This window comes from Nonomuraea sp. NPDC049129 (assembly GCF_040648495.1).
In the GTDB taxonomy this organism is placed as follows: domain Bacteria; phylum Actinomycetota; class Actinomycetes; order Streptosporangiales; family Streptosporangiaceae; genus Nonomuraea.
The window spans coordinates 95,489-119,696 of record NZ_JBEZDU010000021.1; the positions used below are offsets into that span (position 1 = coordinate 95,489).

Genomic DNA, 24,208 nt, shown 5'->3' on the forward strand with positions numbered 1-24,208 from the left:
GAGTGAACGAGCCCGTCATCGACCTGGCCGCGATCAGTGCCGTCGTGTTCGACACCGACGGCGTGGTCACCGACACCGCTCGGGGGCACGCGGCCGCCTGGAAGCACGTCTTCGACGCGTTCCTGCGCGGCCGCTCGGCGCCTTTCGACATCCGCGACGACTACCTGCGGCATGTCGACGGCCGTCCGCGTCTGGACGGCGTCCGCACCTTCCTCGCCTCACGCGGCATCACACTGCCGGAGGGCGCCCCCGACGACGAGGCGGGGGCGCTCACCGTGCACGGCCTGGGCCTGGCCAAGGACCGGCTGTTCATGTCGCAGGTGGACAAGTACGGGGTGGCCGCCTTCCCCTCGACCGTGGCGCTGCTGCACGAGCTGCGCCAGCGGGGCGCGCGCACGGCGGCCGTCTCCGCCAGCCTGCACGGCCGCCGGCTGGTCGGCTCGGCGGGTGTGCTGCACCTGTTCGACGTGCTGGTCGACGGCAACGACGCGGCCCTGATGAACCTGCCGGGCAAGCCGGACCCCGCGCTGTTCCTGGAGGCGGTGCGCCGTCTGGCGCTGCCCGCGCCCAAGGCGGCCCTGGTGGAGGCCACCCTGCCGGGGATCGAGGCGGGCCGCAAGGGCGGCTTCGGGCTCGTCGTCGCGGTCGACCGGCACGGCGAGACCACCGAGCTGAGCGCGCAGGGCGCCGACGTGGTGGTGAAGGACCTCGCCGAGCTGGCCGTGCGCGGCAGGGTCCTACCCTTTACCTCCTAACCTTGACGTCGTGACGGTGCTCATCGATCCCCCCGCCTGGCCGGGGCCGCGCGGCCTCATGTGGTCGCATCTGGTCAGCGACAGCTCCCTGGAGGAGCTGCACGCCTTCGCGCTCCGGCTCGGCGTGCCGGAGCGGGCCTTCGACCGGGACCACTACGACGTGCCGGAGACCGTGCACGCCCGTGCCGTGGAGCTGGGCGCGGAGGCGGTCAGCTCGCGCGAGCTACTGCGCCGCCTCATCGCCGGCGGCCTGCGCCGCCGCAAGCGCCACTAGCTCGGCGCTCATGTTGGCTCGTGCGCGCTCCTCCCACAGCGCGTACGCCTCGTCCGTGCGATAGAGCCGGGGTACGGCCAGGAGCCTGCGCAGGACCGCGGCCCGCCCCTGGCGGAAGAGCTCGTCGGGCACGTGCGCGTACTCCTGGCGGATCCGCGCCGTGTAGGGCTCGTAGTCCGGACCGCCCAGGACCGCCAGGTCGGCGTCGCACAGGACGGCGCCGTCGCGGTCGCCCTCGGCCAGCGTGTCGTGCGCGGCCGTCAGCCGCACCAGCCTGGCCACCTCGGCGACCCGGTCGGCGGGCACCCCGCAGCGGGGCAGCCGCGCCTGGGCCAGCTGAGCGCTGCGCTCCTCGTCCCAGCCCGGCCGCCCGTCGTAGACGGCGTCGTGGAACCAGGCGGCCAGCCGTACCGCGACGGGGTCGGCGGCGGCGTCGGCGAGCCGGTCGATGGCGGCGAGCACGGCGGCGAGATGGGCGAGCGTGTGGTAGCGGCGGTGCGGCTCGGCCCAGCGGGCGACCAGCTCCGCGCCGGTGGCCCTGGCCGCCGCGGAGTCCGCCACCAGGGTGAGCCAGTCCTCGCGCATGGAGACCACCGTAGATCACCCCATCCGGCTACTCGCGAGCGCGGTGCCGCGCGGGAGGCCGGCGAGCGGGGGCGCGCACTCATTGGGAGCACGTGTGTGCGGGCTGTATACCGAGATTTACCCGCTTGATAGCGTTCTTGACATGGAGCCGACGGCGAGGGATCCCCGGCGCCTGCCCCGTTGGCAGGACCTGCGTGCCGTACTCCCGCCCCGGCCACGGCCGTTCCCGTCGCGGGAGCGGCGGCTGGCGGCGGTGGCCGATCTGGCGGACATGCGGCGGCTGGCGTGGCGGCGCGCCCCACGGGTGGTGTTCGACTACGTCGACGGCGCGGCCGAGGCGGAGCGGTCGCTGGCCAGGTCGGTCGCGGCCTTCGCGCGGGCCGAGCTGCGGCCACGGGTGTTGCGGGACGTCTCCGAGGCGCCCACGGCGGTGGAGGTGCTCGGCAAGCGGATCTCGATGCCGGTCGTGCTCGCGCCCACCGGGTTCACCCGGATGATGCACCGCGAGGGCGAGCGGGCCGTGGCCAGGGCGGCGGCGCGGGCGGCGGTGCCGTACACGCTGTCCACGATGGGGACCACCACGCCCGAGGAGGTGGTGGCGGCGGCGCCGGACGGCTGGAACTGGTTCCAGCTCTACGTCGTGCGCGACCGGGGGCGCAGCCAGGAGACGCTCGACCGGGCCCGTGAGGCGGGCATGGACGTGCTGGTCGTCACCGTGGACGTGCCGGTGGCGGGGGCGCGGCTGCGTGACGTGCGGCACGGCATGACGATGCCGCCCGCTCTGCGCTGGCGTGGCGTCCTGCAGGCGCTGAGCCGTCCGGCCTGGTGGTTCGACTTCATCACCAGCGAGCCGCTGCGCTTCGCCACGGTCGACGGCGCGCCGGACGACCTGGCGGGGATCACGAACCTGATGTTCGATCCGACGGTGACGCTGCGGGACCTGGAGTGGATCCGGTCGGTCTGGCCGGGGCGGTTGCTGGTCAAGGGCGTGCAACGGGTGGACGACGCCAAGGATCTGGCGGCCGTGGGAGTGGACGGGCTGGTCGTCTCCAACCACGGCGGGCGCCAGCTGGACCGCGCCCCCACCCCGCTGGAGCTGCTGCCCGAGGTGGTGGCCGCGGTCGGTGACCGCACGGAGGTGTTCCTGGACGGCGGGGTACGCAGCGGCGCGGACATCGCCATCGCGGTGGCGCTGGGCGCGCGGGCCTGCTTCGTCGGCCGGGCCTACCTGTACGGGCTGATGGCGGGCGGTGAGCCCGGCGTGGACCGGGTGCTGGCCATGCTGCGCGCCGAGCTGGTCCGCACGCTGCAACTGCTGGGTGTGGGCGGCGTCGAGGGGCTCGACCCCGACTGCGTACGCCTGCGGTAAGCAACGCGGACAGACCCTTTCCCGGTTTACGGTCTGGTTACGGCGAATGAATTCCTCGCCGTAACCCTTGGCAGTCAACCCGCCAGACACCTATCGTTCAGTGCAATGCCACACATTACTGATGAAGAGCTGGTGTCCGAGCACGTCAAGCCGGTCGCCGTCCGCATCGTGGGCGGCCTGCTGCATGCCTGGCAGCTCAGGAACAGCGCGGCCACGGTCCCCCACGCCATCGAGCGGCTGCGCGCCGCCGGGAACGTGGACAACCTCAGCCGCCTGCTGATGGACGACCCGCCCCCGTACCGGGGCCGCTACCCGTTCCTCGACACCGACCTGTACAAGACGCTCGAAGGGCTGGCGTACGAGCTGGCCACGGGCACCGCGGCCGAGCCCGTACGGGAGTTCTACGAGGAGGTCGTCGGCCTGCTGGAGCGGGTCCAGGCGGACGACGGCTACCTGAACTCCTTCTTCCAGGACCCGGCCGCCGCCAAGAAGCCGTGGGAGGACCTGGCCTGGGGGCACGAGCTGTACAACCTGGGCCACCTCATCCAGGCCGCCGTCGCCGCCGCCCGGCACCTGGGCGACCGGCGGCTGCTCGCGGTGGCGGTCAAGTTCGCCGACCTGGTCGTGTCCCGCTACGGCGAGGGCCGCGAGGAGGCCGTCTGCGGTCATCCGGAAGTGGAGATGGCGCTGGTCGAGCTGTTCAGGGAGACGGGCGAGCGCGCCTATCTCACCCAGGCCCGGCTGTTCGTCGACCGGCGCGGCCACGGGCACCTGAAACACAGCATCTTTACCGCCGAGTACTTCCAGGACCACCTGCCCTTCCGCGACCTGCCCTCGGTGACCGGCCACGCCGTGCGCATGACCTACCTGGCCGCCGGCGCGGCCGACGTGTACCTCGAGACGGGGGACCGCTCCCTGTTCGAGGCGCTGGAGCGGCTGTGGGACGACATGGTGGCCACCAAGCTCTACATCACCGGCGGGCTGGGCAGCCGGCACTCCGACGAGGCCATCGGCGACCGGTACGAGCTGCCGTCCGAACGCGCCTACAGCGAGACCTGCGCGGCCATCGGCACCATGCAGTGGGCGTGGCGGATGTTCCTGGCCACCGGCGGCGCCAAGTATCTCGACGTGTTCGAGCGGATCCAGTACAACGCCTACGCCGTGGGGCTGTCGGCCGAGGGCACCGCCTTCTTCTACGACAACCCGCTCCAGCGCCGTCCCGATCACGAGCAGCGCAGCGGCGCGGAGGACGGCGGCGACCCGCTGCGCCGGCCGTGGTTCGGCTGCCCCTGCTGCCCGCCGAACATCGTGCGCTGGATGACCCAGCTCGGCGACCACATGGCCGCCGAACGCGAGGGCGCGCTGCTGATCGCCAGCTACGCCGGGGCCAGGATCGACACCGAGGCGCTCGGGCTGACGATGGAGAGCGACTATCCGTGGGACGGCGACGTGCGCCTGGTCCTGGACCGGGCGCCTGACGGGCCGTACACGATCATGCTGCGCGTGCCGGGCTGGGCGAAGAACGTGACGGTCACCGTCAACGGCGCGGCGGCCGACGCCACCGCGCGGGACGGGTGGCTGAGCGTCGAGCGGGTCTGGCACGCGGGCGACGAGGTGCGCCTGAGCCTGCCGATGCCGGTCAGGGCGCACGGCTCGCATCCCCACCTCGACGCCACCCGGGGCGCGGCCAGCCTGGCGCGCGGCCCGCTGGTGTACTGCGTCGAACAGCAGGACTGCCCTGTGGACGTGGACGACCTGGTCCTACCACGGCTTGTTAACGCCAACATCGCCAAATCCACCGCCGGCATCGCCTTGTCGGAAGGCGCGGTCGTCCTCCAGGTGGAGGCGGCCACGGCACCGCCGCCGTCCGCGGAGCTCTACCCCGAGCTGCCGCAGGAGCCGGCGTTCCCGGAGACGACGGTCACCACGACCTTCGTCCCGTACTTCATGTGGGGCAACCGTAGCCCCATGGCCATGCGGGTGTGGGTCCGCAATGCGTGACGCCCACCCAATGGATTGATTCAGAAAGAAGGCGACATGAGGAGATCGGCTGCGCTTTCGGGCGTCGCGGTGAGCGCCATGCTGGCGCTCGCGGCCTGCGGGGGCGGCGGCGCCGCCCCCTCCAACTCCACCGGATCCGGCTCGTCCGGCTCGTCCGCGAAGCCCGCCACCGGTGGCACCGTGCACTTCCTGACAAAGGCGGACTTCTCCCACCTGGATCCCGCCCGCGGCTGGGACGGCGGCGTCAACAACTTCTACCGGCTCATCTACCGGAACCTGACCACCTTCGGCGCGGCCCCCGGCGCGGAGAGCACGAAGATCGTGCCCGACCTCGCCACCGACACGGGCAAACCGTCCGACGGCGCCAAGACCTGGACCTTCACCCTCAAGGACAACCTGTTCTTCGAGGACGGCACACCGATCAACAGCGAGGCGGTGAAGTTCGGCGCCACGCGCGGCTTCGACCCCGAGGCCGGAATCGGCTCGCCGTACGCCAAGCTGCTCCTCGACGCGCCCAAGGACTACAAGGGCCCGTACATCTCCGGCGACCTCGACACGATCGAGACCCCTGACGCCAAGACCATCGTCTTCCACCTCAAGAAGCCCTTCGCCGACTTCCCCAGCGCCCTGGCCATGGCCAACTTCATCCCCTTCCCCAAGGGCACCGGCGCCGCGGCCGCGTTCGACACCAAGCCGATCGCGTCGGGGCCGTACAAGGTGGCCAGTTACAACCGCGGCTCCTCGCTCAAGCTGGTGCGCAACCCGCAGTGGAAGGCCGAGACCGACAGCGTCAGGTCGGCCAAGCCGGACGCCTGGGAGTGGACGTTCGGGCTGGACCCGGCCACCATCGACGAGCGCATGCTGGCCGGTCAGGGCGCCGACGCCGACGCCGTCGCGGGCACGATCCAGGCGGCGACCGTGGCGCGGGTGCAGACTCCGCAGCTCAAGGCCCGCTCGCTGAGCGGGCTCAACGGCTGCACCACCTACATGGGCCTGAACACCACCAAGAAGCCGCTCGACGACGTGCGGGTGCGCCAGGCGATCAACTACGCCATCAACAAGGACACCGTGGTGGCCGGGATGGGCGGTTCGAGTCTGGCGGCCAAGGGCACCTCCATCCAGCCGCCGACGGTCGCCGGCCGGGTCGACTACGACCCCTATCCCACCGACGTCGAGGCGGCCCGCAAGCTGCTCGCCGAGGCGGGCCAGGCCAACGGCTTCACCCTCACCCTCGACACCCGGCCGGACCCGAAGATGGCGGCGGTCGCCGTGGCCATCCAGGAGGCGCTCAAGGCGGTGAAGATCGACGTCAAGATCAACAACATCGACACCTCCACTTACTACGAGGTGATCGGCACACCCGCGCAGCAGCACGACGCCGCCGTCACCGGCTGGTGCCCCGACTGGGCGTCCGGCGCGACGTTCCTGCCGCCGCTGTTCGACGGCCGCAACATCACCGCCAAGGGCAACGCGAACCTCGCCCAGATCAACGACAAGGCGATCAACAAGCGCATCGACGAGATCGCCGCGATGCCCGACGTCACGGCCGCGAACGCCGCCTACGGGGAACTGGACAAGGAGATCATGAAGCTGGCGCCGATCGTGCCGCTGGCCTATGAGAAGTACGTCATCGTCTATGGCGCCAACATCGCCGGCGCGTACCAGTCCGCCTCGTTCTCCGGGGGTATCGACCTGGTATCCGTCGGGCTGGCCAAGCCGGGCAAGTAGCCGAAGATGACCACCACCACTGCCCTCCCACCGGCGGGCGCCCCCGTGGCGCCCGCCACCTCGGCCCGGCGGGTCGCCGGCGCGCTGCTGCACGACTGGGCGGCCGTGCTCAGCACGGCCTTCCTCGTGCTGGTCCTGCTGATGGCGATCTGCGCGCCGCTGATCTCCGCGATCACCGGCCACGGGCCGAACGACTTCGACAGCGCCGCCATCGACACCGACCTCGGCGGGCTGCCGCGCGGCTCGCTGGGCGGGATCAGCGCCGACCACCTGCTCGGTGTGGAGCCGCAGAACGGCCGCGACATCCTGGCGCGCATCGCGTACGGCGCGCGCGTCTCGCTGCTGATCGCGGCCGCCGCCACCGTGCTCACCACCCTGCTCGGGGTGGTGCTCGGCATGCTGGCCGGCTTCTACCACGGCTGGGTCGACCAGGTGATCTGCCGGATCATGGACTTCCTGATGGCCTTCCCCGCCCTCATCTTCATGATCGCGATCCTGTCCTCGCTGCCGACGGGCAACCGGTCGGTGCTGCTGGTGGTGGTGATCAGCGTCTTCGGCTGGCCGTACCTCGCCCGTGTGGTGCGCGGCCAGACGCTGACGCTGGTGAACAGGGAGTTCGTCGAGGCCGCCCGGGTGTCGGGCGCCTCGACGGGCGTCCTGGTGTTCAGGGAGATCCTGCCGAACCTGCGCAGCTCGCTGATCGTGATGACCACGCTGGCCGTGCCCGGCTACGTCGGCACCGAAGCGGGGCTGTCGTTCCTGGGCGTCGGCGTGGCCCCGCCGACACCGTCCTGGGGGCAGATGATCTCCAGCTCGGTCGGCTGGTACGCCGTGGACCCGATGTACTTCGCGGTGCCCGGCGCCTTCCTGTTCTGCACCGTGCTGTCCCTGACCGTGCTCGGGGACCGTCTACGTGCCGCCTTCGACGCCGGGGAGGCCTCCTGATGGCGCGTTATGTCGCCGGGCGGTTCGCCGGCATCCTGGTGATCCTGTTCCTGGTCTGCCTGTTCACCTTCATCATCTTCTTCACGCTGTCGCCGGATCCGGCGCTGATGATCTGCGGGAAGACGTGCACGCCCGAGCGGATCGACCAGATCCGCGGGGTGCTCGGGCTCGACCAGCCGTTCTTCACCCAGTTCTGGACGTTCCTGGCGGCCATCTTCGTCGGCCGGGACTACGGCTCGGGGGCCAACCTGATCCACTGCGCGGCCCCGTGCCTGGGCTACAGCTTCCAGACCAATCAGTCGGTCTGGGAGATGGTCGTGGACCGGCTGCCGGTCAGCGCGACCGTCGCGATCGGCGCCGCGGTGCTCTGGCTGCTGATCGGCATCCTGGCCGGGCTGCTCAGCGCGGTGAAGGAGGGCACCTGGTGGGACCGTACCGCGATGGGGCTGGCCCTCGGCGGGTCGAGCATCCCCAACTATGTGCTGGCGCTGGCGCTGCAGTACGTGCTGGTGGTGTGGTTGCAGATCCTGCCCTTCCCGTCGGCGGTCTCCTTCTCCGACGGACCGGTGCTGTGGTTCCAGTCGTACCTGATGCCCTGGGTCGTGCTGGCCACCGGCTACGCCTGCCTCTACGCGCGGCTGACCAGGGCCAACGTGATCGACACGCTGGCGGAGAACTTCATGCGCACGGCGCGGGCCAAGGGCCTGCCGCCCATGCTCACCATGCGGCGGCACGCGCTGCGGCCCGCGCTCACCCCGATCGCCACCATCTTCGGCATGGACTTCGCGGCCCTGCTGGGCGGCGCGCTCATCACCGAGACGGTCTTCGGCCTCAACGGGGTGGGCAAGATGGCCGCCGACTCGATCGCCAAGAACGACCAGCCGGTGATCATGGCGGTGACGCTTCTCGCCGCGTTCTTCGTGGTGGTGGGCAACCTGGTGGTCGATCTCGTCTACACCACGCTGGACCCGAGAGTGAGGATCACCGCGAAATGAGTGACCTGCTTGTCGTGGAGGACCTCACCGTCACCTTCCCCACCACGCGGGGGCCGGTGGACGTCGTCAAGGACGTCTGCTTCACCGTCGGGAGCGACGAGACCGTCGGCATCGTCGGCGAGTCCGGCTCGGGCAAGTCGATGACCAGCCTCGCGATCATGGGGCTGCTGCCCCGGGGGGCGGTGACCCGGGGCAGCATCCGGCTGGACGGCACCGAGCTGCTCGGCCGCACCGACAAGGACATGCGCCGGATCAGGGGGGACCGGATCTCGATGGTCTTCCAGGACCCGCTGTCGTCGCTGAACCCGTACTACACCGTGGGCCTGCAGATCGAGGAGGTCTACCGGGCCCACCGGGGCCGCTCGCGCAAGGCCGCGCGCAAGGTCGCGATCGAGGCGCTGGAGCAGGTGGGCCTGCCCGACCCGGAGCGGCGGGTGGACTACTACCCGCACCAGTTCTCCGGCGGGCAGCGGCAGCGCGTCATGATCGCGATGGCGCTGGTCTGCTCCCCCGCCCTGCTCATCGCCGACGAGCCGACCACCGCGCTCGACGTGACCGTCCAGGCGCAGATCCTGCGCCTGCTCGCCGACCTGCGGCGGCAGAGCGGCACCGGGATGGTGTTCATCACGCACGACCTCGCGGTGATCAGCTCGATCGCCACGCGCGTCCTGGTGATGTGCCGGGGCGAGCAGGTCGAGTACGACACCGCCGAGCAGGTCTTCTCCGATCCGCGGCACGACTACACCCGCATGCTGCTGGACAGCGTCCCGCGCATCGACGACTCCCCCATCGACGAGGTGATGTCATGAGCGAGCCCCTGCTGAGGGCGAACGAGCTGACCAAGCGGTTCGTCACCCGCGGGCCGCTGGGCGGCAAGGCCGAGTTCGTCGCGGTCGACGGCGTCAGTTTCGACGTACGGCCGGGCGAGACGCTGGCCGTGGTGGGCGAGTCGGGCAGCGGCAAGTCGACGACCGCCCGCATGGTGGCCAGGCTGACGGAGCCGAGCGCGGGCACCCTGGAGTTCGAGGGCGAGGACATCACCGTCGCCAAGGGGGCCGCACTGGCCCGCTACCGCGCCAACGTACAGGTCGTCTTCCAGGACCCGTTCTCCTCGCTCAACCCCCGCCACACGGTCGAACGCATCCTGATGGCGCCCCTGGTGTACCAGGGGATCCCCCCGACGGGCGGGAAGCGGGCGCACGCCAGGGAGCTGATGGAGCGGGTCGGGCTGAACCCGGACCACTCCCAGCGCTACCCCGCGCAGTTCTCCGGCGGTCAGGCGCAGCGGATCGGCATCGCCCGCGCGCTGGCCGTGCACCCCAAGCTGGTCATCTGCGACGAGGCGGTGTCCGCCCTGGACGTCTCCGTACAGGCCCAGGTCATCGAGCTGCTGCGGCGGCTGCAGGCGGAGAGCGGCTTCAGCTACATCTTCATCGCCCACGACCTGGCCGTAGTCCGGCAGATCGCCCATCGGGTGGCGGTCATGAGCAAGGGCAGGATCGTCGAGCAGGGCCCGGTCGAGAGCGTCTTCGGCGACCCCCAGGACCCGTACACCCGTACGCTCCTGGCCGCCATCCCCCGCATCAACCCCGAATGGGACCGCAGGCGCCGTGAAGGGAGCCCCCGTTGACCACATACACGATTCCCGGGATGCGCGTGCGCGACCACGTGGTGGAGGTGCCGCTCGACTGGTCCGCGCCCGATGGGGACACGATCACGGTGTTCGCCCGGGAGCTGGCCGATCCGGTGCGGGCGGCCGAGGACCTGCCGTGCCTGCTCTACCTGCAGGGCGGTCCCGGCGGCAAGGGCCCGCGCCCGGTCGGCACGAACGGCTGGCTCGGCCAGGCGCTCAAGACGCACCGGGTGATCCTGCTCGACCAGCGCGGCACCGGCCGCAGCTCGCGGATCGACGGGCGGGTCATGAGCTCGTTCGGGAGCGCGCGAGAGGCCGCCGCCTACCTCGCCCACTTCCGCGCCGACTCGATCGTCGCCGACGCCGAGCACCTGCGTACGACCGTCTTCGGCGGCCGTCGCTGGGAAACGCTGGGCCAGAGCTACGGCGGGTTCCTCACGCTGACGTACCTGTCGCGGGCTCCACAGGGGCTGCGCGCCTGCTACGTCACCGGAGGGCTGCCCGGCCTGGACCCGGACGCGGCGGAGGTCTACCGGCGCACCTATCCCCGCGTCGCGGCCAAGAACGCCGAGTTCTACCGCCGCTACCCGCACCACGTGGAGACCGTCGGCCGCCTGGCCGACCGGCTGGCCGCGCAGGACGTCCGGCTGCCCGACGGCGACGTGCTCACGGTACGGCGGCTGCAGTCGCTCGGCATCGACTTCGGCATGAAGCCGGGCTACGAGCGCATGCACTGGCTGCTCGACGAGGCGCTCGACGGCGACCACGTGACGGACACCTTCCTGCAGCAGGTGCTGGCCCGCTCCTCCTACAGCGACAACCCGCTGTTCGCCGCGCTCCAGGAGAGCATCTACGGCTCGGGCCCCGGAGCCACCGGCTGGGCGGCCGAGCGCGAGCGGGCCCATCACCCGGCCTTCGCCGAGTCGGCCCGGCCACTGCTGTTCACCGGGGAGATGATGTACCCCTGGATGTTCGCGGAGATCCGGGTGTTGCGCCCGTTCCGCGCGGCCGTGGAGCTGCTGGCCGAGCGGGCGGACTGGCCGCCGCTCTATGACCCGGTACGCCTGGCCGCCAACGAGGTTCCGCTGGCCGCCGCCGTGTATTACGACGACATGTACGTAGATTCCGGCCTGCAACTGGACACCGCCGCTCGTATCGGCAACGCCCAGGCGTGGGTCACCAACGAGTACGAGCACGACGGCCTGGGCGAGGAGCGCGTCTTCGCCCGGCTGACCGAACTGGTGCGTGACATCGGAGGAGGCATCACAGGTGACTGACGGCAGGCCCCCGAAACTGCTGGACATTCCCGCGTTCACTGACTACATCGGCAAAGGCTGGGACATCCCCGACCGCACCCCGACCGTGGTCGCCGGTGCCGCCGAGGCCGCCGCCGCGCACCGGGCCCGGCTCGGCGCCGCGCTCCCCGGCCGGACCGTCGTGGTGGCGGCCGGCCAGGCGCCGGTGCGCAGCAACGACACCTCCTACGACTTCCGTCCCGGCAGCGACTTCTACTGGCTGACCGGCTGCGTGGCCGAGGACGCCGTGGCGGTGATCAGGGACGGCGACGCGGTCGTCTACCTGCCCGTCCCCGCCTATCCCGGCGAGCCGGGCTTCTTCGCCGACGCCGCCCACGGGGAGCTGTGGGTGGGCGCCGCCCCCGGACTGGCCGAGTGGTCGGCGGCGCTGGGCGTGCCGGTCAGGCCACTGACCGACTTCGACGGCACGGTCTCCACCGACGACGAGCTCGCCCGGGTGCTGGCCGAGCTGCGCATGATCAAGGACGACTGGGAGATCGGCCAGCTGCGGGAGGCCGTGGACCGGACGGTCGAGGGGTTCGCCGCCGTGCTCGCCGAGATCCCGACCGCCGTGGCCGGGCCGGGGGAGCGCTGGCTGCAGGGCACCTTCGACCGGTACGCCAGGGCGTACGGCAACGGCCCCGGCTACGCCTCGATCGTGGGCAGCGGCCCGCACGCCCCGACCCTGCACTGGGTGCGCTGCGACGGCCCGGTGCTGCCGGACGAGCTGCTGCTGCTCGACATGGGCGTGGAGGTACGCAGCCACTACACCGCGGACGTCACCCGCACCTTCCCCGCCTCCGGCACCTTCTCCCCCGCCCAGCGCCAGGTGCACGACCTGGTGGAGCGGGCGCACCGGGCGGCGCTGGCGCAGGTCGCCCCCGGCCGCCGCTTCACCGACTTCCACCACGCCGCGATGGAGGTCATCGCGCGCGGGCTGGACGACTGGGGGATGCTGCCGGTCTCGGTGGACGAGGCACTGTCGGAGCGCGGCCAGCACCACCGCCGCTACCTGATCTGCGGCATCGGCCACCACCTCGGCCTGGACGTGCACGACTGCGCCAAGGCCGCGCCCGAGGCCTACCAGGGGGCGCTCATCGAGCCGGGCATGGTGTTCACCGTGGAGCCCGGCCTGTACTTCCACGCCCACGACCTGACCGTGCCGCCCGAGCTGCGCGGGATCGGCGCGCGCATCGAGGACGACCTGCTGGTGACGGCGGACGGCATCGACGTGCTCTCGGCGCAGCTGCCCTTGTCGGCGAGCGGCCTGGAGGACTGGATGAAGTGACCCTGACCTACGACCCCTGACCTACGACGCGTCGTCCGCGCGTCGCAGAACGCCCTCCACGGCGGCCAGGGCGAGCGTCTTGTAGCCCACCGAGTCGAACAGGACCGTGATCCGGTCCGGCTCGCGGCGCATGACCGTGCCCCGCCCCCATGCCTGGTGCTCGACCTTGGCGTGCAGCGGGTACGGTCCCTCCCCGGTCGCGATGGGCTCCAGGCCGTCCTGGCAGGTGTCGCAGGTCCGGCAGGCCGTGTCGTACGGCTCGCCGAAGTACTCCAGCAGAAAGCGGCGGCGGCACCCGGTCGTCTCCGCGTAGCCGCGCATCATGTCGATACGCGAGTCGTCGACGCGATGCCGGATCTCGTCGAGTTCCACCGCCCGCGCGGCGGCCTGCTCCGGCGGCGGGCCGCCCGGCGCGTAGCGCAGGTCGCCGGAGTCGGTGACGGTCAGCGCCTCGGCCTGCTCCAGCAGGTTGACCAGGCTCGTCAGCTGGGAGGCGCCCACCTCCAGCAGGGCCCGCAGCTCGGTGACGGGCACGGTGCCGCCGTGCTCCTTCACCAGGGTCGCCACCCGCAGCAACGCCTCGGCGTCCGCCCGGCCGCTGGCGAAGAAGCGGCGCAGGCCCAGATCCTCCGGCCGGTAGAACAGCACGGCGCGGGCGGGCCCGCCGTCCCGGCCCGCCCGGCCGATCTCCTGGTAGTAGGCGTCGGGCGACTCGGGCGGCGACGCGTGCAGCACGTAGCGGACATCGGGCCGGTCGATCCCCATCCCGAACGCCGAGGTGGCCACCACCGTGTCCACCTCGCCCGCCGTGAAGAGCGCGTGCACGCGCGTCCGCTCGGCCGCCCGCATCCCGGCGTGGTACGGCTCCGCGTGGCGGCCCATCCCGGTCAGCAGCGCGGCGTACTCCTCGGCCTCGCGCCGGGTGGCGACATAGACCAGGCCGAGCCCGTCGAGGGAGGCGGCGTGCTCGGCCAGGGCCCGGCTCTTGTCGTCGTCGCCGACGAACCGGCGTACCTCCAGCCGGATGTTGGGCCGGTCGAACCCACGGACGATCTGCACCGGGTCCTTCAACCCGAGGGAGCGGACGATCTCCTCCCGGACGTTCGGCGCCGCCGTAGCGGTCATCGCCACCACCGGCGGATGCCCCAGGCGCTCGATCACCTTGCCCAGCCGCAGGTAGTCGGGGCGGAAGTCATGCCCCCATGACGAGACGCAGTGGGCCTCGTCGACCGCGATGAGCGACGGCTCGGCCTTGGCCAGCTGGGTGACGACGTCGGGCTTGGCCAGCTGCTCGGGCGACAGGAACACGAACTCCGCCTCCCCCGCCGTGACCTTCTCCAGCCCCGCCTTGACCGAGGAGGTGGAGTTGACCGCGACGGCCCCGCCCGCGTCGGCCTTCTCCAGGCCGAGCACCTGGTCGCGCTGCAGCGCGATGAGCGGCGAGACGACCACGGTGGGGCCGTCACGCAGCTGCGCGGGCACCTGGTAGACCGCCGACTTGCCGGCGCCGGTCGGCATGACCAGCAGCACGTCACGCCCGTCGAGCAGGTGTTCCATCGCCTCCTGCTGGCCCGGCCGCAGGTCCTTCCAGTCGAAGGTCTGCCGGGCCGTGGCCCGCAGCCGCCGTCCCTTCCGCCCGAACCGGCTGTTGAGCCTCGCCCGTAATCCCATACGCCCCTCCTGGTAGTGGGCGGCCAGTACCCGCTGCCGCGCTCACCGAACGCCGGCCGTCGAACTCAGCGTGGCGCCCACTCGGGCAGCCAGCCGGGACGATGGCGGTAGCCGTAGGCGAGGAGCCGCAGTGTGTCGCAGGGCCCCTCGTCTGCGTGCCCTTCTCCGTCCGCGCGCCCGGCTTCGTCTCCGTCCCCGGCGCCGTGTCCGTGCGCGGCGATCAGGCGCAGCTCGGCGGCGCAGCGGGCCATGACGTCACGGGGATCGTGGCGGGCGATGTGCACGGCGTCCCTCATGGACGGCGCGTGACCGGCGTCGCCGGTGATGCAGACCGCGCCACGGAAGGCCGACGGGTCGCCGAAGCCGACGAACTCCTGCCCGTTGGTCATGGTGACGAAGTCGTCGCCGTCGTACCACTCCCTGGTGGGGTCGTAGGACCACGGGCCGGGAGTCGCCGCCTCGGCCGTCGCGTTGTCGCCCTCGATCGTGGCGCGCAGCCAGGACAACAGGTCGTAGGTCAACGCTCTCCCTCAGTCGGCCCCGGCATAGGTCCAGGCGCCCTCGTGCCGGACGAAGCGGCTGTGCTCTTCCATGCAGCCCGCCTCGCCGTTGTCGGTGTAGTGGGCCCGGAAGCGGACGGTGCCCTCGGTGGAGACGACGCTGCCCCCGGTGGTCTCCAGGATCTCCAGCCGGGTCCAGCGTGTCCCCCGGTCGAGGTCGAGCCGGGCCGGGCGGGCCGCCGGGTGCCAGGTGCGCAGCAGATATCCGGCGTCGCCGACACTGAAGGCGCTGAACCGGGACCGCATGAGCGCCTCGGCCGTGGGCGCGGCGGCGAGGCCGCGATGCAGCCGCCCGCAGCACTCCCGGTAGGTCGCCGGCAGCCCGCACGGGCATGGGGCTGAGGCGGATTTCGAGTCACGTCGCGGCACGCCTCTCATTCTGCCCGGTGCGGGGACCGTCAGCGCCCGCGCAGGATCAGGCGCAGCTGCCTGCCGGTCCGCTTGCGCCGGAACGCCTCGCGTTCGTTGACCTGAGGGAAGGGCTCGTCCGGTACGGGCGTCCCAAGGAAGGCGCACAGCGGCTCCCATCCCTCCCGCACGTCGAAGACCAGCAGCCGCGCGGCCGGGATCACCGCCTGGACCTCGGCGAGGTGCCGTTCGTAGACCTTCATGACGTACGCGGGATCGTCGACGCGGCCGTCGAAGATCCGGTCCATGACCGTCGCCCTGGCCATGCGCGGGTAGAGGGCGAAGTCCGGTGCCCGGCGCGCGACCAGCCACCGGATGATGCGGCGGCGGATCGGCATCGGGCGGCGTTCGGCCAGGGCGCCGGCGAAGATGGTCTCGCTGACGCTGTCGTACCACCGGCGCGGGTCGCGGACGGTGAGGATGACCTTCGCGTCGGGATAGTGCTCGGCCAGCTCCCGCCAGTAGGAGGCGGCGGGCCAGTCCACCGCCGATGGGAAGCCGGTGAACACCTCGTCCCAGTCGCGGGCGCGGCCCTCCCCGACGTCGAGCCACTGGCGGACCTGGTATCTACCTATGACCGTGGACATGTGTTGACGCGCTCCCGGAATGAATCCCCGGGGATTCCGCCTGTGCCACATGGTCATGCGACACTTCGGTGGCTTCCTGCTTCGTCGGCCGTGCCCCGTGCCCGGCGCTTGCGCGCTGGGTGTGGGGTCTTACCTGCCTCCACAGGCGTTTGGGGTCTCCGCTTCCCGCCCATCTCAGGTTCGGGTTTCCGTCCAGCGGCGACCTGCCGCCTCCCGGCGGCCAAGATGTTGATCGCGGCGTTCGCATCCCGGTCATGCCTCACGCCACAGGCGCACACCCACTCCCGCACGTTCAGCGGCATCACCTGCGCCAGGTTCCCGCACGCCGAGCAGAGCTTGGAGGAGGGATGGAACCGGTCGATCCGGGCGAACGTGCGACCGTAGAGTTTCGCCTTGTACTCCAGCATGCCCACAAACGCCGACCAGCCCGCATCGTGCACGCTCTTGGCCAGCCGCGTACGGGCCAGCCCCTTGACCGCCAGGTCCTCCACATAGATCGCTTGGTTCTCGCGAACTATCCGCATCGAGGCCTGATGGTGGAACTCCCGGCGCGCATCGGCGACCCTCGCATGCTGCTTGGCGACCTTCATCCGGGCCTTGACCCGGTTCGCCGACCCCTTCTCCTTACGCGACAACACCTTCTGAAGACGCTTGAGCTTCTTCTCCGCCCGACGCAGAAACCGGGGCGAGTCGACCTTCCGGCCATCGGCCAGCACCGCGAAATGCCCCAACCCCAGATCGATACCGGTCTCAGCCTCGATGCGAGGCAACGGCCGTTCGGCGACCTCGACCACGAACGACGCGAAGTACCGGCCCGCCGCGTCTTTGATCATCGTCACGCTCGACGGATCGGACGGCAGACGGCGTGACCAGCGCACCGCGATATCACCGATCTTCGGCAGCGACAACTTCCCGCCCGCCGTGATCGTGAACCGGGAGTTCCTGGTGAACCGGATCGCCTGCCGGTTGTCCTTACGGGACCGCAGCCGGGGTGGGCCGATCTTCGGCCCGTGACGTTTGCCGCTGACACTGGCGAAGAAGTTGCGGTAGGCCGCGCAGGCGTCGGCCAGGGCCTGCTGCAGCACCACCGCCGACACCTCGCCCAGCCACACCCGCTCGGGACGTCGTTTGGCCTCGGTGATGACCTGCTTGGACAGCTCGCCATCGGTGATGAACGGCAGCCCCTCGGCGTGGGCGTGGCGGCGCAACGCGAGCGCGTCGTTAAACACCACCCGCGCGCACCCGAACGCCCGCGCCAGCGCGATCCGCTGGCCGACGGTGGGGTCCAGGCGGAAGGAGTAACGCAGCTGCACGGCCTCGATTCTACAGTTGGGTTATGGCCGACAACAGTGATATCCGGACAGGCAGGCACTGTGTTTTCCTGCTCCACGCGCACTTGGTTTTCGTCACGAAATTGCGGCATAAGGCGTTCACCGACACCCACCTGACCCGCATGGAAGAGATCATGAGGGACGTGTGCGCCGACTTCGAAACCGAACTCCGAGAGTTCAACGGCGGCCCCGACCACGTCCATCTCCTGGTCACCCTCCCGCCCAAGATCGCCCTGTCGAAGCTGGTCAACAGCCTCAAGGGCGTCTCCTCCCGGCGGATGCGGCAAGAATTCCCCGACCTGGCCGCCCACTACTACCGGGCCACCAAACTGTGGTCAGGCTCCTACTTCGCCGGATCCGCCGGTGGTCCACCGTTGTCGACCGTGCGCCAGTACATCGAGCAGCAGAACCGACCGCTCTGAGCCAAGAAGACGCTGGTCCGCCTGGCGGCGAATCGGCTGTTCCTGCCCCGATATGCGGGAGAGTCCGCTTGACCACCGGCCTGAAGGCCGGAGCACTGCCGACGAATCCGGTAGCAGGGGCCGTACCCCAGCAGTTCCAGCGCCGCCTTCAGCGACCCCGTCCCCGTTCTGCCGAACCCCGCGCCGATCACCTTCACCTCGCGCTCCCTCCCGCCTCTGATCGGCCTCTGATCCGCGATCCCTAACGTGACAACTGGGTTATATGACCAGATACATGTCGCAGCCGACCGCCGCAATGGTGAGGAGCCGACCATGCTGTTCCCGCTTCCCCTTCTCGACGCGTTGCGGGGCTCGCCCGGCGGCGTGGCGTTCGAGCACGGGTCCCGGACCGTCTCACGGGGTGAGCTGCTGGAGATGATCCGGCGGCTGGCCGGCGCGCTGGCCGATGCCGGGCTCGGGCCCGGCCGGGGCATCGCCATCCGGACCGCCGTCTCGCCGGAGGCATTCGCGGCGCACATGGCCGCGCACGCGCTGGGCTGCCGCGTCGTGGGCGTCCGGCCCGGCTACCCGGCCGCGCAACTCGCCCACGTGCTGGGGATGGGAGTCGACGTCCTGCTGGTCGACGGGTCGCTCCCCGTGCTGGTCGACCGATCCAGCGCGGCACCCGAGGGGCCGCTTCCCGCGCTGGTCGACCGGTCCAGCGCGGCACCTGAGGGGCCGCTTCCCGTGCTGTCCTTGGCGGAGTTGCTGGCGCGCGCCGACGATGGCCGCCCCCTCGCCGTCACGGCGCGGCCCGACGACGTGGCCGCCCTGACCTTCACCAGCGGCAGCACCGGGCGGCCCAAGGGCTGCGCGATCACCTACCGCGCGCTGAGCGAGCACTGGGCGTGGCAGCCCCGCGTGTGGGGCCCGGTCGCGGCGGCGCTCGCCGAGTCGTTCGGGCGCTACCTGCTGTTCGGCACCCTGGCCAGCATGGTCGTCATGGAGTTCCTGGCGCCGTGCCTGCTGGGCGGCGGGACGGCGGTGATCCCGGAGGACGACGGGCGGCCGGTCTTCCCGTACGCGATCGAGCGCCACCGGATCACCGGCTCCATCATCACCGTGCCCCGGCTGTACCAGATGCTCCGTCTGCTCAAGGACGACCCGGTCGACGTCGGCAGCCTGCGCGCGCTGATGGTCTCCGGCTCCCCGCTCAGCCCGTCCCGGCTGGCGGCGGCGGTGGAACGGCTCGGCCCGGTCGTCTACCAGGGCTACGGCCAGACCGAGGCGGGCAACATCGCGATGCTCACGCCCGCCGACATCGCCCGGGGCAACGTGGCCTCGGTGGGCCGTCCGCATCCGGGGGTCGAGATCAGCGTCCGGGACGAGGCGGACCGGGAGGTGGCCGCGGGAGAGACCGGCGAGATCCACGTACGCAGCCCGTACCTGATGTCCGGCTACTGGGGGCAGCCGGAGGAGAGCCGCGACACGCTGCGGGACGGCCGGCTGCGCACCCGCGACCTGGGCTACGTGGACGAGGACGGCTTCCTGTACCTGGTCGGCCGGACCCGGGATGTGATCATGGTCAACGCGGTGGTGGTGTACGCGGGTCCGATCGAGCGGGTGCTGGCCGCTCATTCCGACGTGGACGAGGCGTACGTGGCCGGGGCGCCGGACGAGCTGACCGGCGAGGCCGTACACGCGTTCGTGGTGCCCGCCGCCGGGCGGACCCCGGACCGCGACGCGCTGACCGCCCTGGTACGCGCCGAACTCGGCGACGACAGCGTGCCCCGGACGATCACGGTGGTGTCGGCCGTCCCGGTCGCCGCCAGCGGCAAACCGGACAAGCGCGCCCTGCTGGACCAGCCCGGCGGGCGGATGCTCTGAGCATTCTCTGAGAATCGCCCGCCAACACTGAGGTCGTCCGTTTCATGACATCGCTCGTTTCATGACATCGCTGTGACGGAGGCCTACGTGCCGGACAACGCCCTCGACTACCTGGTGATCGGCGCCGGCCCGGCGGGGCTGCAACTCGGATATTTCCTCGAAAAAGCGGGCCGGTCGTACCTGATCCTGGAAGCCGGTCCCACGCCGGGCATGTTCTTCCGCACCTTCCCGCGCCATCGCACGCTCATCTCGATCAACAAGAGGTACAACGGAACCTCCGACCCGGAGCTCAACCTCCGGATGGACTGGAACTCCCTGCTGTCGGACGACCCGGACCTGCTGTTCACCCGCTACAGCGACCGCTACTTCCCCGCCGCCGACGACATGGTCCGTTACCTCGCCGACTACGCCGCCGCGTGCGGCCTGCGGATCGTCCACGACGCCCGCGCCGTCCACATCACCCGCGCGCCCGGCATGGGCCCCTTCCGGGTGACCGACGAGCGCGGCCGGTCGTACGAGGCGAAGCGCCTGATCGTGGCGACCGGGGTCAGCCGGCCCAACATCCCGGAGATACCGGGCATCGAGACCGCCGAGCTCTACGGCACGGCCGCCACCGACCCGTCCGGCTACGTGAACCAGCGGGTGCTCGTCATCGGCAAGGGCAACTCGGCCTTCGAGACGGCGGACAATCTGGTAGAGACCGCCGCGGTGATCCACGTCGCGGGCCCGAACTCCGTACGCATGGCGTGGCGCACCCACTTCGTCGGCCACCTGCGCGCGGTCAACAACAACTTCCTCGACACCTACCAGCTCAAATCGCAGAACGCGGTGCTGGACGGCTCGGTCAAGCGGATCGAGCAGCAAGCCGACGACTCGTACCTGGTGACGGTGAGCTTCGCCCGCGCCGACGAGGTCACCAAGGACATCCCGTACGACCGGGTGATCGTCTGCACCGGCTTCCGGTTCGACGCCTCGATCTTCGACGACGGGTGCCGTCCTGAGCTGATGATCCAGGACCGGTTCCCGGCGCTCACCCCCGCCTACGAGTCGGTCAATGTGCCCGGCCTCTACTTCGCCGGGACGCTGACGCAGTCCCGGGACTTCAAGCGCGGCACCAGCGGGTTCATCCACGGCTTCAGGTACGGCACGCGCTCGCTGCACCGCGTCTTGGAGCACAGGTACCACGGCGTCCCGTGGCCCGGCCGCGAGCTCGCCGCAGAGCCGGAGGCCATGGCGGCGGCGGTGCTCGACCGGGTCAACCGCTCCTCGGCGCTGTGGCAGCAGTTCGGGCTGCTGGCCGACGTCATCGTCCCCGACGGCCGGGGTGGGGCCCGCTACCTGGAAGAGCTGCCGGTCGACCTGGAGGACCCGCCGATCGGCGACGCCGGCCATTTCGCGATCACCCTGGAGTACGGGCCGGAACACGACACGGTCGACCCCTTCGACATCGCCGTCGGCCGGATCCGGCAGAGCGACTCCGCGCGCGCCCACGAGGGCCACTACCTGCACCCGGTGGTACGGCATCACCGGCCCGGCGCGCCGGCCGCCGTCCACCACATCACCGAGAACCTGGAGAACGACTGGACCTCCCCGGAGGTGCACGTCGCGCCGCTGCGAGCCTTCTTCGCCCGCCAGGCCGCCTCGGTGCCGGCGTGATGGACACGCTGGGCGAGTTCGAGACCGGCGAGATGGACACGCTCGGCGAGTTCGAGGCCGCCGCCCGCGCGCGTCTCGACCCCGCGCACTACGACTACTTCGCCGGCGGGACCGGTGACGAGGTCACGCTGCGGGCCAACGAGGCGGCGTTCGACCGGCTGGCGCTGGTGCCGCGGGTGCTGCGCGGCGCCGGGAAGCTCCAGCTCGGCGTCACCCTGCTGGGCAGCCGCGCGGCCATGCCCGTGCTGGTGGCGCCGACCGCGTTCCACCGGCTGGCCGACCCCGAGGGCGAGCGGGCCACGGCCCGGGCCGCCGCCACCGCCGAGACGATCATGATCGTCTCCATGGCGTCCACGGTCGCCGTCGAGGACGTGGCCGCGGCGGCGCCTGGGGCCAAGCTCTGGTTCCAGCTCTACATCCAGCCGGACCTGGCCTTCACCGAGACCATCGTCCGGCGCGCCGAGGCGGCCGGCTGCACGGCGCTGGTCGTCACGGTGGACTCCCCCACCCTGGGAGCGCGGCCCCGGGACCGGCGCAACGGCTTCAACGACCTGCCCGAGGGCCTGCGCTGCGAGAACCTGCGCGACGGCGCGCGGGTGCGGCCGATCGTCATGTCACCGGAGATCTCCTGGGCGCACCTCGACCGGCTCAGGGAGATGACGGCGCTGCCGATCGTGCTCAAGGGCGTCGCCCATCCCGCCGACGTACGCCCGGCGCTCGACCACGGCGTCTCGGCGCTGGTGGTCTCCAACCACGGCGGCCGGCAGCTCGACACGGTCCCGGCCGCCGTCGACCTGCTGCCGGACATCGTGGCCGCCGTCGGCGGAACCGTCCCGGTGCTGCTGGACGGGGGTGTGCGGCGCGGCACCGACGTGCTGAAGGCGCTGGCGCTGGGCGCCGCCGCGGTCGCGGTGGGCCGCCCGGTGATCTGGGGGCTGGCGGCGGACGGGGAGCGGGGCGCGGGCCGGGTGCTCAGCCTCTTGCGTACCGAGGTCGAGCGGGCGCTCACCCTGTGCGGCTGCGCGTCGATCGACGAGCTCGAACCGGGGATGGTGCGACGACCGTGGTGACCGGAGCTTTGACCGCAGTGGCCACGGCGCTCGCCGTCGTCGCGGTGCTGAGCCTGCCGTGGTGGCTGCCGGGCCGGGTCGTGGCGCTGCGTGTACGGGTCTTCAACCGGGTCAACGGGGACGAGGGCATCCCGGTGCCCGGCGATCTGGTGGGGATCGAGCGGTTCAAGGAGGTCTACTCCCATCCGGCGGCCGGCGGCCGGAGCAAGGGCGCCGCCCTGTCGGACCTGTTCTGGTACTGGCTGGCGCCCGGCCCCGAGATGCACCAGGAGCACCTGGAGGCGGGCGAACGGTATGACGCCGTCGCCCGGGCCACGCGCGGCTTTCTGTCCATCCCGCGTACGGAAGCGGAGGAGCTGACCCGCCGCTGCGTCACCCGGACGCTGCGGGAGGCGGGCGGGCTGGTCCGGCTGCGCGACCTGATGATGCCGCTCTGGGCGGAGTTCTCGTACGAGCTGGTCTTCGGCAGGCCATGCCCGCGCACGGCCCGCGACCTGATCGCCGGCAACGCGAACGACGTCGTCACCTCGCTCAAGTGCTGCGGGCTGCGGCACATGGACCGGCGCGACCGGCTGACCCGGTATCTCATGGACCGGCTGCCCCTGGTACGGCAGCCGCTCCCCGAGGGGTTGTCGGCCAGGGAGCAGGCGCTCTATCTGCAAGGGGCCTTCTTCAACACCGCGGTCGTCCAGCTGTCGGAGGCCATGGCCCACCTGCTGATGGTCCTCGCGCAGCACCCGGACGTACAGGCCAGGGCGTTGACGGGCGGTCCGCGCTACCTGGACCAGGTGATCGCGGAGACGCTGCGGCTCTACCCGCTCTTCGGCATCGCCCACCGCGTCACGACCGGCGACATCCCGCTGGACGAGCACACGGTGATCCCGGCGGGCTCGGTGCTGTGCTTCAACTACCCGGAGTTCCACCGCGCGGGCTTCACCGACCCCGACCACTTCGACCCCAGCCGCTTCGGCCCCGACCGGTCCGACCCGGCTCGCCTCCACCCCGACCGCCTCGACCCGGTCCAATCCCAGCCTGACCACTTCAGCCCGGCCCAATCCCACCCTGACCACTTCGACCCGGGCCGCTCCCACGCCGACCGGTTCGACCAGGCCCACCCCCGCCCTCACCGAACGGCGGTCCGTGAGCTCAACCACATCCCGTTCGGCGTCGCCGCGAACCGGCCGTGCCCGGCCTGGCGGCTGGCGCCGATCGCCATGCGGGTCGCGGCGGAGGAGATCCTGCGCCTGTACGCCCTGGACTCCACCGCCTCCCACACCCGGTCCCTGCCCAACCGGGGGCCGTGCCTGCTCACCCCGCGCTACGCCCGCAGGAGTGCCGCCCACCGGCCACTGCTGCTGTTCGTGCGATTCAGGGACCGCTGGGAGGACGTCTGGCGCAGCCTGGTCCAGCTCGTCCTCGGCACGTACATGGTCTGGGACGCGCGCAGGCAGCGGCTGTGCGAGCGCCACTTCGCGGATGACGGCCAGCCGGTCGCCCACTGACCATCCCGCCCAGCCGATCACCCGCTGATCGTCCCAGCCGACCGGTCACCCAACCGATTGTGCTGATTGTCTGGATTGCGAGCGGAGGAATGGTATGCCGACGATGGCGCTGGTCGCCGCCGGTGACCCGAACGCCTCGAGCAGGCAGGGAGAACCGACCCCGAACAGCCCCGCCCTCTGGAGAAGCAGACAGCCGCCGCCCAGCCCACCATTTCCTGAAATGTCAACACTTGTCGGGACCCTGGTAATTCTGCGGCGGTGATGCAA

The 24,208-nt window shown here is 71.2% G+C and carries 23 protein-coding genes; 16 read left to right on the forward strand and 7 right to left on the reverse strand.

Annotated elements, in window-relative coordinates:
* The first annotated feature begins 2 nt into the window (after window positions 1–2).
* Both AB0B64_RS44925 and AB0B64_RS44930 read left to right on the forward strand, forming a co-directional pair.
* A complete protein-coding gene (locus AB0B64_RS44925; protein WP_357955626.1) occupies window positions 3–755 on the forward strand; it encodes an HAD family hydrolase in 753 nt (250 codons plus the stop codon).
* A 10-nt stretch (window positions 756–765) separates the two neighbouring features.
* Window positions 766–1,029, forward strand: a complete 264-nt coding sequence (locus AB0B64_RS44930; RefSeq protein ID WP_357955629.1) for a DUF4031 domain-containing protein — start codon at window positions 766–768, stop codon at window positions 1,027–1,029.
* On the opposite strand, the gene AB0B64_RS44935 is transcribed toward AB0B64_RS44930, so the two are convergent.
* Window positions 979–1,614, reverse strand: coding sequence for a metal-dependent phosphohydrolase (locus AB0B64_RS44935; protein WP_358187289.1), 636 nt, complete (start codon window positions 1,612–1,614; stop codon window positions 979–981). The genes AB0B64_RS44930 and AB0B64_RS44935 overlap by 51 nt on opposite strands.
* A gap of 142 nt (window positions 1,615–1,756) precedes the next feature.
* On the opposite strand from AB0B64_RS44935, the gene AB0B64_RS44940 reads away from it, so the two are divergent.
* From AB0B64_RS44940 to AB0B64_RS44980, 9 genes are all read left to right on the forward strand, one after another.
* Window positions 1,757–2,983 (forward strand): alpha-hydroxy acid oxidase, encoded by a 1,227-nt coding sequence (locus AB0B64_RS44940; protein WP_358187294.1) that lies wholly within the window; start codon window positions 1,757–1,759, stop codon window positions 2,981–2,983.
* 105 nt (window positions 2,984–3,088) lie between these two features.
* Window positions 3,089–4,984 (forward strand): beta-L-arabinofuranosidase domain-containing protein, encoded by a 1,896-nt coding sequence (locus tag AB0B64_RS44945; protein WP_358187298.1) that lies wholly within the window; start codon window positions 3,089–3,091, stop codon window positions 4,982–4,984.
* Between the two features lie 36 nt (window positions 4,985–5,020).
* Window positions 5,021–6,712, forward strand: coding sequence for an ABC transporter substrate-binding protein (locus AB0B64_RS44950; protein WP_358187304.1), 1,692 nt, complete (start codon window positions 5,021–5,023; stop codon window positions 6,710–6,712).
* A 6-nt stretch (window positions 6,713–6,718) separates the two neighbouring features.
* A complete protein-coding gene (locus AB0B64_RS44955; protein WP_357955639.1) occupies window positions 6,719–7,657 on the forward strand; it encodes an ABC transporter permease in 939 nt (312 codons plus the stop codon).
* Entirely contained in the window at window positions 7,657–8,652 is a 996-nt protein-coding gene (locus AB0B64_RS44960; protein WP_358187311.1) for an ABC transporter permease, read from the forward strand. The genes AB0B64_RS44955 and AB0B64_RS44960 overlap by 1 nt, the downstream gene beginning before the upstream one ends.
* Window positions 8,649–9,461: an ABC transporter ATP-binding protein gene (locus AB0B64_RS44965; protein ID WP_357955643.1), complete on the forward strand. Its 813-nt coding sequence runs from the start codon at window positions 8,649–8,651 to the stop codon at window positions 9,459–9,461. Before AB0B64_RS44960 ends, AB0B64_RS44965 begins: the two co-directional genes overlap by 4 nt.
* Window positions 9,458–10,282: an ATP-binding cassette domain-containing protein gene (locus AB0B64_RS44970; protein ID WP_357955645.1), complete on the forward strand. Its 825-nt coding sequence runs from the start codon at window positions 9,458–9,460 to the stop codon at window positions 10,280–10,282. Before AB0B64_RS44965 ends, AB0B64_RS44970 begins: the two co-directional genes overlap by 4 nt.
* Window positions 10,279–11,562: an alpha/beta fold hydrolase gene (locus AB0B64_RS44975; RefSeq protein ID WP_358187317.1), complete on the forward strand. Its 1,284-nt coding sequence runs from the start codon at window positions 10,279–10,281 to the stop codon at window positions 11,560–11,562. The genes AB0B64_RS44970 and AB0B64_RS44975 overlap by 4 nt, the downstream gene beginning before the upstream one ends.
* Window positions 11,555–12,868 carry an aminopeptidase P family protein gene (locus AB0B64_RS44980; protein WP_358187319.1) on the forward strand — a complete coding sequence of 438 codons (1,314 nt, stop codon included), beginning with the start codon at window positions 11,555–11,557 and terminating at the stop codon, window positions 12,866–12,868. The genes AB0B64_RS44975 and AB0B64_RS44980 overlap by 8 nt, the downstream gene beginning before the upstream one ends.
* 21 nt (window positions 12,869–12,889) lie before the next feature.
* Here the strand turns inward: AB0B64_RS44980 and AB0B64_RS44985 are convergent, their stop codons facing one another.
* The 5 genes from AB0B64_RS44985 to AB0B64_RS45005 form a co-directional block, all read right to left on the reverse strand.
* Window positions 12,890–14,539 (reverse strand): RecQ family ATP-dependent DNA helicase, encoded by a 1,650-nt coding sequence (locus AB0B64_RS44985; protein WP_358187325.1) that lies wholly within the window; start codon window positions 14,537–14,539, stop codon window positions 12,890–12,892.
* Window positions 14,540–14,604: 65 nt separating this feature from the next.
* Complete coding sequence (locus AB0B64_RS44990; protein ID WP_357955653.1) at window positions 14,605–15,060, reverse strand: DUF6221 family protein; 456 nt, start codon at window positions 15,058–15,060, stop codon at window positions 14,605–14,607.
* Window positions 15,061–15,069: 9 nt separating this feature from the next.
* A complete protein-coding gene (locus AB0B64_RS44995) occupies window positions 15,070–15,468 on the reverse strand; it encodes a YchJ family metal-binding protein (protein WP_357955655.1) in 399 nt (132 codons plus the stop codon).
* Window positions 15,469–15,497: 29 nt separating this feature from the next.
* Window positions 15,498–16,094 (reverse strand): sulfotransferase family protein, encoded by a 597-nt coding sequence (locus AB0B64_RS45000; protein WP_358187333.1) that lies wholly within the window; start codon window positions 16,092–16,094, stop codon window positions 15,498–15,500.
* A 53-nt stretch (window positions 16,095–16,147) separates the two neighbouring features.
* Window positions 16,148–17,407, reverse strand: coding sequence for a transposase (locus AB0B64_RS45005; RefSeq protein WP_358187336.1), 1,260 nt, complete (start codon window positions 17,405–17,407; stop codon window positions 16,148–16,150).
* 23 nt (window positions 17,408–17,430) lie between these two features.
* Here AB0B64_RS45005 and tnpA point away from each other — a divergent pair, with 23 nt between their 5' ends.
* Window positions 17,431–17,847, forward strand: coding sequence for an IS200/IS605 family transposase (gene tnpA / locus AB0B64_RS45010; RefSeq protein ID WP_358187341.1), 417 nt, complete (start codon window positions 17,431–17,433; stop codon window positions 17,845–17,847).
* Here tnpA and AB0B64_RS45015 read toward each other — a convergent pair.
* Window positions 17,769–18,044, reverse strand: coding sequence for a sulfotransferase (locus tag AB0B64_RS45015; RefSeq protein ID WP_358187347.1), 276 nt, complete (start codon window positions 18,042–18,044; stop codon window positions 17,769–17,771). The genes tnpA and AB0B64_RS45015 overlap by 79 nt on opposite strands.
* Window positions 18,045–18,159: 115 nt before the next feature.
* Here AB0B64_RS45015 and AB0B64_RS45020 point away from each other — a divergent pair, with 115 nt between their 5' ends.
* The 4 genes from AB0B64_RS45020 (at window position 18,160) to AB0B64_RS45035 (ending at window position 23,941) form a co-directional block, all read left to right on the forward strand.
* Window positions 18,160–19,713 (forward strand): AMP-binding protein, encoded by a 1,554-nt coding sequence (locus AB0B64_RS45020; RefSeq protein ID WP_358187350.1) that lies wholly within the window; start codon window positions 18,160–18,162, stop codon window positions 19,711–19,713.
* A gap of 72 nt (window positions 19,714–19,785) precedes the next feature.
* On the forward strand, window positions 19,786–21,369 hold the full coding sequence (locus AB0B64_RS45025; RefSeq protein ID WP_357955661.1) for an NAD(P)-binding domain-containing protein: 1,584 nt from the start codon (window positions 19,786–19,788) through the stop codon (window positions 21,367–21,369).
* A complete protein-coding gene (locus AB0B64_RS45030) occupies window positions 21,369–22,439 on the forward strand; it encodes an alpha-hydroxy acid oxidase (RefSeq protein WP_357955863.1) in 1,071 nt (356 codons plus the stop codon). The genes AB0B64_RS45025 and AB0B64_RS45030 overlap by 1 nt, the downstream gene beginning before the upstream one ends.
* Window positions 22,433–23,941, forward strand: coding sequence for a cytochrome P450 (locus AB0B64_RS45035; RefSeq protein WP_358187359.1), 1,509 nt, complete (start codon window positions 22,433–22,435; stop codon window positions 23,939–23,941). The genes AB0B64_RS45030 and AB0B64_RS45035 overlap by 7 nt, the downstream gene beginning before the upstream one ends.
* Window positions 23,942–24,208: the final 267 nt, after the last annotated feature.